8 protein-coding genes and 1 pseudogene are annotated in these 9,034 nt (G+C 39.5%); 2 read left to right on the forward strand and 7 right to left on the reverse strand.

Annotated elements, in window-relative coordinates:
- Positions 1–919: 919 nt before the first annotated feature.
- Positions 920–2,308 carry a class II fumarate hydratase gene (gene fumC, locus ACFIL7_RS06635; protein WP_375683459.1) on the reverse strand — a complete coding sequence of 463 codons (1,389 nt, stop codon included), beginning with the start codon at positions 2,306–2,308 and terminating at the stop codon, positions 920–922.
- 227 nt (positions 2,309–2,535) lie between these two features.
- On the opposite strand from fumC, the gene groES reads away from it, so the two are divergent.
- Both groES and groL read left to right on the forward strand, forming a co-directional pair.
- Positions 2,536–2,832, forward strand: coding sequence for a co-chaperone GroES (gene groES / locus ACFIL7_RS06640; RefSeq protein ID WP_005774667.1), 297 nt, complete (start codon positions 2,536–2,538; stop codon positions 2,830–2,832).
- A gap of 58 nt (positions 2,833–2,890) precedes the next feature.
- On the forward strand, positions 2,891–4,534 hold the full coding sequence (gene groL / locus ACFIL7_RS06645; protein ID WP_375606493.1) for a chaperonin GroEL: 1,644 nt from the start codon (positions 2,891–2,893) through the stop codon (positions 4,532–4,534).
- A gap of 775 nt (positions 4,535–5,309) precedes the next feature.
- Here the strand turns inward: groL and ACFIL7_RS06650 are convergent.
- The 6 genes and pseudogenes from ACFIL7_RS06650 to ACFIL7_RS06675 all read right to left on the reverse strand — a co-directional run.
- Positions 5,310–5,479 (reverse strand): annotated as a pseudogene (locus ACFIL7_RS06650) (integrase); the annotation flags it as partial.
- A 478-nt stretch (positions 5,480–5,957) separates the two neighbouring features.
- Positions 5,958–6,170: a hypothetical protein gene (locus ACFIL7_RS06655; RefSeq protein WP_375610233.1), complete on the reverse strand. Its 213-nt coding sequence runs from the start codon at positions 6,168–6,170 to the stop codon at positions 5,958–5,960.
- Positions 6,163–6,375 (reverse strand): hypothetical protein, encoded by a 213-nt coding sequence (locus ACFIL7_RS06660; RefSeq protein ID WP_375642870.1) that lies wholly within the window; start codon positions 6,373–6,375, stop codon positions 6,163–6,165. Before ACFIL7_RS06660 ends, ACFIL7_RS06655 begins: the two co-directional genes overlap by 8 nt.
- On the reverse strand, positions 6,299–6,535 hold the full coding sequence (locus ACFIL7_RS06665) for a hypothetical protein (RefSeq protein WP_375606489.1): 237 nt from the start codon (positions 6,533–6,535) through the stop codon (positions 6,299–6,301). Before ACFIL7_RS06665 ends, ACFIL7_RS06660 begins: the two co-directional genes overlap by 77 nt.
- Complete coding sequence (locus ACFIL7_RS06670; protein ID WP_375683460.1) at positions 6,532–7,194, reverse strand: lysozyme; 663 nt, start codon at positions 7,192–7,194, stop codon at positions 6,532–6,534. The genes ACFIL7_RS06665 and ACFIL7_RS06670 overlap by 4 nt, the downstream gene beginning before the upstream one ends.
- A gap of 673 nt (positions 7,195–7,867) precedes the next feature.
- Positions 7,868–8,794: a YopJ/AvrA family T3SS effector serine/threonine acetyltransferase gene (locus ACFIL7_RS06675; protein ID WP_375683461.1), complete on the reverse strand. Its 927-nt coding sequence runs from the start codon at positions 8,792–8,794 to the stop codon at positions 7,868–7,870.
- Between the last annotated feature and the right edge of the window lie 240 nt (positions 8,795–9,034).

Raw genomic sequence — 9,034 nt, forward strand, 5'->3', positions numbered from 1 at the left:
AATGATATAATAATAAATCTATTGAGCACTCCCATCTTCACGCTTCATAAAAGAGACATTTCTCAATGTTCCTAAACCCATTTCATGACAGCGATTGTGAATGGTATAATAATAAATCTATTGAGCATCTCTTTTACGCTTCATAAAGGAGCAAGCCGGTACCATTACTATATTTGCCAGTTCGTGGGGTGTTGTGACAGTCCTCTCCACAATGTTGTGACAGGCCCCTTTGTCCGTTGTGACAGTCCTTGGCACTTGAGGTGGTTCATTAGAGGTGTTTTTGTCCTTATCGGATACAATTTCTATTCATACATTCATTGCGTTTGTGATGTGCAAGTCAGTGATTTTGATTGATGCAACATGGGACCGATTTAAAATGAGAAAATCTTACGGTATTTAGGATTCTCGTTCAATATGGATAACGCTAGATTATCATTATAAATAAACACATTATCTCATTGAGATAAGAGTTATCTACCCAATGTTATCAATAATGATAACATTGTAAAGCGTAACTACGATGAATTCATTAATCTTTTTATACTTCGATTGAAATTATGTCTATTAATACCGATAACACCGATTTTTTTGAGCTAATTCTGTTTAGTTGATAGCTAATAGATTTTCAAAATCAAGACGCGAAGCTAGAATGAAAAACACCTTAAGGTCATATCCATTTAAATCACTTTCTGCCAGTATAGCCATTGGGTGTTAAGCCATGATTATCCATTCCTTTCCAAAACCGTTGTGCCTTTTAAGTACAATATAAGCAACAAAACCACCCATAGCATAAATGCGGCTCAGAGCCTAAAATGAACGCTGTGGGTAATTGTTATCGGTCATCATCGGGGTGTTTACACCCCGATCTTTTGACAAAAAGATTTGTTTTAAGATGTTTGCATCTTTTTTAGTGGGTTGTTTATTGGGGAGCAATCATCTTTTTAGGATCAACTAATCGGTCATAATCCTCTACAAAAACGCCTGCTTTTAATGCTTCGGTGCGCAAAGTTGTATCATTTTTATGCGCTGCTTTGGCAATTTCAGCAGCTTTTTCATAGCCAATTTCTGGTGCAAGAGCTGTGACTAACATGAGTGAGCGCTCCATGAGCGAGTGAATATGAACACGATTGGCCCGTAATCCTTGAATGCAATGCATATCAAAAGAACGCATGCAATCACCAAGAAGGGTAATTGATTGTAAAACGTTATAGCCAATAACAGGTTTATAAACGTTGAGTTCAAAATGTCCTTGGCTTGCGGCAAAGGTTACGCTGGTGTGATTACCAAAAACTTGGCATGCAACCATGGTTAAGGCTTCACATTGCGTGGGGTTGACTTTGCCGGGCATAATAGAAGAGCCTGGTTCATTTTCAGGAAGACTGAGTTCCCCTAAACCGGAACGTGGACCAGAGCCTAAAAACCGAATGTCATTGGCAATTTTAAACAGATCAGCAGCGAGAGCATTCAAGCTCCCGTGGAAATGCGCAAGGGCACCATGATGGGCAAGTGCTTCAAATTTATTGCTGGCAGTTTGGAACGTTATTTCTGTGAGAGTGCTCACTGTTTGCGCAAAAGCAACGTCAAAACCTTTTGGCGCATTCAGCCCTGTGCCAACAGCCGTACCACCCTGAGCAAGCATTTGGACATCGGTTAGAGCATTTTCAATGCGTTGAAGATTGGCTTCTAATGCGGCACGATAGCCTGAAAATTCTTGCCCTAAGGTTAAAGGGGTTGCATCTTGGGTATGGGTGCGGCCGATTTTAATGATATCTGCAAATTCTTGCTCTTTTTGTTTTAATGTCGCAATAAGAGCTTCAAGGATTGGCAATAAGTGTTGGCGTGTTTGCAACGTGGTGGCAATGTGAAGCGCCGTGGGAAAGGAATCGTTCGATGATTGGCTCATATTGACATGGTCATTGGGATGAACTGGTTTTTTGCTTCCAAGTTTTCCTCCCAAAATCTTACTAGCACGATTAGCAATGACTTCATTGACATTCATATTGCTTTGTGTGCCAGAACCTGTTTGCCAGACGGATAGTGGGAAATGTGTATCAAAATCGCCAGCAAGCACTTCATCAGCGGCGGCAATAATTGCTTTTCCAATATTTTCTGGTAGTTTTCCTTTGTCCATATTTACAATCGCTGCTGCTTTTTTGACAAGGACTAAAGCATAGATGATGGCAAGAGGCTGCTTTTCACTGCCAATATTAAAATTATGCAGAGAACGTTCAGTTTGTGCGCCCCAATAACGATCTTGACGTACCGAAATCGTTCCAAAGCTATCCGTTTCCTGACGTGTTTCAACCATGATAAGATCCTTTTTTGTTCACGGGTTCTCAAAAAAGATAGATAACGCGAAAGTGCAATAAGAGGCAAGACTTTGAAGCTTCATTTAGAGAAATTATTTTTATGGCTATTCTTGACATTGAGAGATGCCGATTTTATATCTAACACATGCTAGCACTCGTAGTTTGAGAGTGCTAGCAAGAACTTTTAAGATTAATGCAATTATGTTCAGTTTTAAGGATTTAAAACATGGCTAATATACAATTCCGCCCACTTCACGACCGTGTCGTTGTCCGTCGGGTTGAATCTGAAAATAAAACGGCTGGTGGGATTATCATCCCTGATACAGCAAAAGAAAAACCCCAAGAAGGCGAAGTGATTGCTGTTGGCAATGGCGCTCTCGATGATAACGGAAAGCGCGTGCCTTTAGAAGTCAAAACAGGAGACCGTATTTTGTTTGGAAAATGGTCTGGAACTGAAGTCAAGATTAATGGGGAAGACCTCCTCATTATGAAAGAATCTGACATTATGGGAATTATGGGCTAATTGAAGCGCTTAATTTTTCATTGTGTACTATTTTGAGAAAACTCCAAGGAGAAATTAAATGGCTGCTAAAGAAGTCAAATTTGGCCGTGAAGCGCGTGAGCGTTTGTTGCGCGGTGTCGACATCCTTGCTAATGCTGTTAAGGTGACACTCGGCCCTAAAGGTCGCAATGTGGTGATTGATAAATCATTCGGTGCGCCTCGCATCACAAAAGATGGTGTATCCGTTGCAAAGGAAATCGAACTGGAAGATAAGTTCGAAAATATGGGTGCACAAATGTTGCGCGAAGTTGCTTCTAAAACCAATGATATTGCTGGTGATGGAACAACAACAGCAACTGTTTTAGGACAAGCTATTGTGCAAGAAGGTGTTAAAGCTGTTGCTGCGGGCATGAACCCAATGGATCTTAAACGTGGGATTGATGCTGCTGTTGAAGAAGTGGTGGCAAACCTCTTCAAAAAAGCAAAAAAAATTCAAACTTCAGCAGAGATTGCACAGGTGGGAACAATTTCCGCTAATGGCGCTGCTGAAATCGGTAAAATGATCGCTGATGCTATGGAAAAAGTGGGCAATGAAGGCGTCATTACCGTTGAAGAAGCTAAAACTGCTGAAACGGAATTAGAAGTCGTTGAAGGAATGCAATTTGACCGTGGGTATCTTTCCCCTTATTTTGTCACAAATGCTGAGAAAATGGTCGCTGATCTTGATGATCCTTACATTCTCATTCACGAAAAGAAATTGTCTAATTTGCAATCTCTTCTTCCTGTGCTTGAAGCTGTTGTTCAGTCTGGAAAACCACTTCTCATCATCGCTGAAGATGTGGAAGGTGAAGCTTTGGCAACGCTCGTTGTCAACAAATTGCGTGGTGGTTTGAAAATTGCTGCTGTAAAAGCTCCTGGATTTGGTGACCGTCGTAAAGCAATGTTAGAGGATATCGCTATCTTGACATCCGGACAGGTTATTTCTGAAGATGTGGGCATTAAACTTGAAAATGTCACTTTGGATATGCTTGGACGTGCAAAGAAAGTGAATATTTCTAAAGAAAACACCACCATTATTGATGGTGCTGGACAAAAGGCTGAAATTACTGCTCGCGTCAATCAAATCAAGGCTCAGATTGAAGAAACAACTTCTGACTATGACCGTGAAAAATTGCAAGAAAGACTTGCTAAACTCGCTGGTGGTGTTGCTGTTATCCGTGTGGGTGGTGCAACAGAAGTTGAAGTGAAAGAAAAGAAAGACCGTGTTGATGATGCTTTGAATGCAACACGTGCTGCTGTTGAAGAAGGTATTGTTGCTGGTGGTGGTACCGCATTGTTGCGTGCAGCAAATGCGTTGACCGTTAAGGGAAGTAATCCTGACCAAGAAGCTGGTATTAGTATCGTTCGTCGTGCTCTACAAGCACCAGCGCGCCAGATTGCAAGCAATGCTGGTGAAGAAGCTGCTATTATTGTGGGCAAAGTGCTGGAAAATAATGCTGACACTTATGGTTACAATACCGCAACTGGTGAATTCGGTGATTTGATTGCTTTGGGAATTGTTGATCCTGTGAAAGTTGTGCGTTCTGCTCTTCAGAATGCGGCTTCAATTGCGAGCCTTCTGATCACAACAGAAGCAATGGTTGCTGAAGTTCCAAAGAAAGATACACCAATGCCTCCGATGCCTGCTGGTGGAATGGGCGGAATGGGTGGAATGGATTTCTAAGCTCTTTTCCATAGAAATAATAAAGAAACGGGTCTTCTGTGCCCGTTTTTTTTATGCTTTTTCACGTTTCATACAGTTTTTCCTTTTATGACAGTTTCTTTATCTTATAGGATTGTTCTATTCTCCACTGGTTGATCTACCGTTATTGTGAATGAATCTCATTCTCGGTTCTTGGCTTTTTCTCTTGTTTTTATGAAATGTTTCTATTGTGCGGGGATCGTGGTTTCCTTTGAAAATATTGTGCTAATAAAAATATAATTCTTTGATTTATAGTCAGTTATTCCTAATACAGTTCTGTTTTTTCATTTCAGGTTTATGCATGCCCCGTTAAAAAATCCTGGGTTTGTGCTTCATAAGGTGAGAGGTCACTACGGTTTTTATGAACCAACGCAATCATTAAAAGTCAGTAGTTAAAAAGAGTCAGTAGTTAAGAGTTAGTACCTATTGAGCGTTGGAAAGACAGAGTTGAAAAGAGCATGATGGGGCTGGTTTGTTTTTTATGAATAAGATGCTGGTATTTCAAGCTTTTGCATAGGAGAATAAGCATCTCTCTGTTTCGTTGATCTCTGAAATGGGGAGACTGCTCCATTTGAGAAGCTTAAAGATAAAAGCTAATTTTTCGCCTTGCTCTCATCTTTTTTTCGGTAAGCTCATCACCTAAACTGGAGCCAAACCCATATTGTTATACTCAAGTTCTGTTTGTTGCCTATATTGTGACAGAAAATTCTTGAGTGGGGAGCCATTTTTGAACTAAGGGGACCATGACAGGTAGCCGAAAAAAATCATGACAAGACAGTAGGCGTGCTTGTGTTAGAATTTTTAATGCTTCTGATGATAAAGGCACGCGAAATTCTGTTGTAGCCTCATGCCTTCTTTTCATATTTTCGAGCCAAGGATTTTCCATATATTCTCTTCAACTTGACCTTTATGCATAGAACATAAGGGAATTGAGAGGGTGGAAATTGAGAGGCAGGGAATTGAGAGGCAGGGAATTGGAAGGCAGGGAATTGGGAGGGTGAGAGGAGCCGGCTTGCTTTTTTATTCAACGTAAAGATGAGAGGCTTTATGTAAGGCTACCATTACATTGCTTGTTTATGCACTTCTTTAAAAGAAATGTCTTTTAATACAAATTCTTGGCAATGCTATTTATGAAGAGTATAAAATCATTTGAATATCAATAGTTTATTAAAAAATGTATGTTGGTATGATCCTTTTCTTATGTTACCAAAGTTGCTGACTTACGCGTTGGTTAAAAATCTCTCTTCATACCCCTAAATTCATTTCATGAAAGTGTTTGTGAAGAGTGTATAAAAATTTCTCGTGAGACATGAAAAATCATCAATAAAATCTCCATGTTTTCAAAAAATAACGAATGGCTTTTTATATTTAAAAGATTTAACACGTCTCACGTTTTTTATTTATTTTAGAGCTGAATATTCGATTTTTGTGTAAAAATACTTCCCAGCACATCTACGATCCGTGAAAAATCAAGTGCTAATAAGAAAATGATGAATATAATCCATTTCGTATAGCGTGACATCATTTTTACACTTTTATACGTTGTGATGATTTCTTGTAGGACTTCTTTTTCCTTTTCTGTAAGCTCTGTTTGTTTTTCCGTTTTTTTTCTAGCCATGTTTCCACCCACACATGTGTTCCCCTTGTTTGTTATGCTTTAAAATATCTCTTGCGAGATTTGAACTGATGATATTGAGATCTTTTTTGTCTAAATAAATGGGCATCCAACCAACGCAAGAAAAAGGCTCATTGATTGTTTTTATCGCGCAACCAGTGAGTAAGAGAAGCGCGTACATCAGCATCACTTTTTTGATTAATTTCATTTTCCACCTCTAGCCGTGTTGTTGATGACTTTAGCGTTTTTTCTATTTGCTTTTGTTGTTCAACTTTCTTTCCAAGAGTGAAAGCTTTTGCTAAAGCGATAAAAAAAGCGGTCAGAGCCGCTCCTGTTATCATCAGATTTTTTTTCAACCACCACATCATAAGCTCTGCTCCCGAAACCGTTTTGCCACAAAGAAAATGCCAACGCAGGCGGCTAAAACCATAATGGTTGCTAATGCCCATTGGATGGGACCATTGCCTGCCAATAAGCCCCCAAGTCCAGAAAAAGAACCAATAATCGGTGTAAGCGCTTCTGCTTTGAAAAATCCCATTGGAACTTGCGTTTCTACAGTTTGGTAGTTGGGAGAAACATAAGCTCCTTTTGCCCATAATCCCGATTCTGCTGCACGACGGTGCACTAAACCGTGAAGACGTTTTCCTCCTGCTTTAGTCCACTTTTGTAACTCAGCAGGGACGGCTTCATATTCGCCATTATTGAGTTTTTTGAGCAGGGTCGAATTACAAAAAGCCGATGTTCCTATATTATAGCAAAACGATACGAGCGCGGCGAATTGTTCATCCGTTAAAGAAACCGTCACATGTTTTTCAACGGTATTTTCAAATTGTCTTAAATCTTGAGAAAGAACTTCTTCTGCTTGTTTTTCAGTAATGATCATGCCCTTGTGAACGAACGGTTTGCCAGCCGTGCTGGTATGACCATAGCCAATTGTCCACACCCCGATGGCATCTTTATGGGCATGTAAACGCAATCCTTCCCATTGTTTAATGAGTGCAAGCCCTGCTGCTGATATTTTTCTCATTTGCTTCTCCATAAAATAAAGCCTCACGGTAACGTGAGGCTGGTTGACAGATTAAAAATGAATTTTTTCACGCTTCAAAAACAGAAGAGATGTGAAACTTTTATGAAATCAAAAGGTTGGTTGTGACATCTTAGGGAATGGGGAATGGTTGGCCAAGTGGGGTAATGGTTGGTCAAGTGGAATAATGGTTGGGCTGGTGTTTTCCGTTAAGAGAGGTTGTAGATTTTAAGAGCTTGTCCTGGTGTTTTTGATGGAGCCTTCTTGGGGTACGGGCGGTTGTTTGGTTGATGCACGATAAGTGTGGTCTATTGCGGTTGTTTGGTCGTATGGCATTGATGTGGGGGTGTTTGAGATACGAAGTGGATACTCTCAGAAAAACAAGACATATGCTTTTACTGAAGACGAAAGCATTAAATATTTTATGTATCAAACGTTTTGCTTATCCAAAGAGTCTCATTGTTACACAGAGCTTTAGGCTAACAAGAGCTGTAGAATTTTGATACAATTTTAAGAGGGGCTGGTTTTTATAGGACAAAGGTGTTTTTTCTTTAAGAGGAAAGTTGTTTGCTATTTTTGTTTTATGAACGCAAAAGCTGGTTTGCTTAGAGAAATCTTAGCCGTAAAGCAGCCTCTCTTCGTTCTTTGATGAATAGGAATATGGAAAAAGCCTCAATTACATCGTTAAAGATTTGTATTCAGTGAGCCTTTTTTGGTGGGAAGAAACGGAAACAGTTTTTCCCTCTGTTTCTCTTAAGTTTTTTTCAAATCTCTCTCTCAGAGTTTCACCTTTTTTGTTGACTGTTTCATGTTCAGCATCGGGATTGGCTTTTAAATAGTGTTCTAGACGTCTTCTTCCTTGTGTGTGTTTATAAAAAGTGGTTGGAAGATAGGAATCTAACTTTTCAGCATATACAGATGAATTGGGTTCACATAATACACCCTTAACATTATCTTTGTGCAGTCTTGCTAATTTATCAGATTCAAGATGAAGCTTTTTGGCAAGGCTTAAGCTGAACATCCCGCATTCAGAAGAGCTTCGCTGAATATCCATTTCTGCCGTGGTAAAAGAATAAGGAGGCAGTTGAAGACATTGAAGGGTTTGATTTATTTTTATCCCTAGTTTGCAAGCCGTGATATTCTGAAATGTTGTAGGTTCAAGCATAATCAAAGAGATTTTGTCATCAACTTTTTGATAATCAAGGACTGCAAAGTGGATTTTGCTTCCCGAATTGACTATAAATCGGGCAGAATTTGCGCCGCTCTCAACGACTTCTTTTAGGGCGTGCGAAAACTCTTCTGCTGTAAGAGCCAATTTGAGATTCATTTCTGGATATTTGCTGTTTGCTTTTTCTACGAGAGCTGGCATCAATCTAATATCTGTGTTTTCATAATAAGAGTTAATCCAACGGCCGGTGACGAGATCATCTTCTAAGTCTGTAATAATATCTTTTAATTCGTCAGAACTCGGTGCAACATGTTCTTCTTCTGTTTGGATGGAACTTTGCATCAAACGTGCAATAAGGTCTTCTAAAGATTCATTTGCACCTGCTCCTTCTGGTGTTTGTGAGGAATGAGGGAGGGAAGAATCTTGTGGCTTCATAATCTTAGCCTCTATATTGATAAATGATATTATCTTCTTCAATTCTGGCTAAACAATGTTTGCAGGAAAGATTTTTAACTAAAAAAAACAAAGAGATGAAATCCCACGCTTTTCAGAGTCAAAGGTAAGGTATCTTTTTATCTTTTAAGAGATCACGTTGCTTACTGTTTGCATCTTTACCTCTTTCAAAGGGAAAAGAAGATTTGCTAACAGCAATTTATGCCTTACCGTAAAGCTACA

Source organism: Bartonella sp. AP3QHHD (assembly GCF_042195765.1).
In the GTDB taxonomy this organism is placed as follows: domain Bacteria; phylum Pseudomonadota; class Alphaproteobacteria; order Rhizobiales; family Rhizobiaceae; genus Bartonella.

Coding starts and splice junctions, on each gene's coding strand:
- ACFIL7_RS06670 (WP_375683460.1), bottom strand. CDS start 7,194: ATGAGAAAAATATCAGCAGCAGGGCTTGCACTCATTAAACAATGGGAA.
- ACFIL7_RS06665 (WP_375606489.1), bottom strand. CDS start 6,535: ATGATGTGGTGGTTGAAAAAAAATCTGATGATAACAGGAGCGGCTCTG.
- groES (WP_005774667.1), top strand. CDS start 2,536: ATGGCTAATATACAATTCCGCCCACTTCACGACCGTGTCGTTGTCCGT.
- ACFIL7_RS06655 (WP_375610233.1), bottom strand. CDS start 6,170: ATGGCTAGAAAAAAAACGGAAAAACAAACAGAGCTTACAGAAAAGGAA.
- fumC (WP_375683459.1), bottom strand. CDS start 2,308: ATGGTTGAAACACGTCAGGAAACGGATAGCTTTGGAACGATTTCGGTA.
- ACFIL7_RS06675 (WP_375683461.1), bottom strand. CDS start 8,794: ATGAAGCCACAAGATTCTTCCCTCCCTCATTCCTCACAAACACCAGAA.
- groL (WP_375606493.1), top strand. CDS start 2,891: ATGGCTGCTAAAGAAGTCAAATTTGGCCGTGAAGCGCGTGAGCGTTTG.
- ACFIL7_RS06660 (WP_375642870.1), bottom strand. CDS start 6,375: ATGAAATTAATCAAAAAAGTGATGCTGATGTACGCGCTTCTCTTACTC.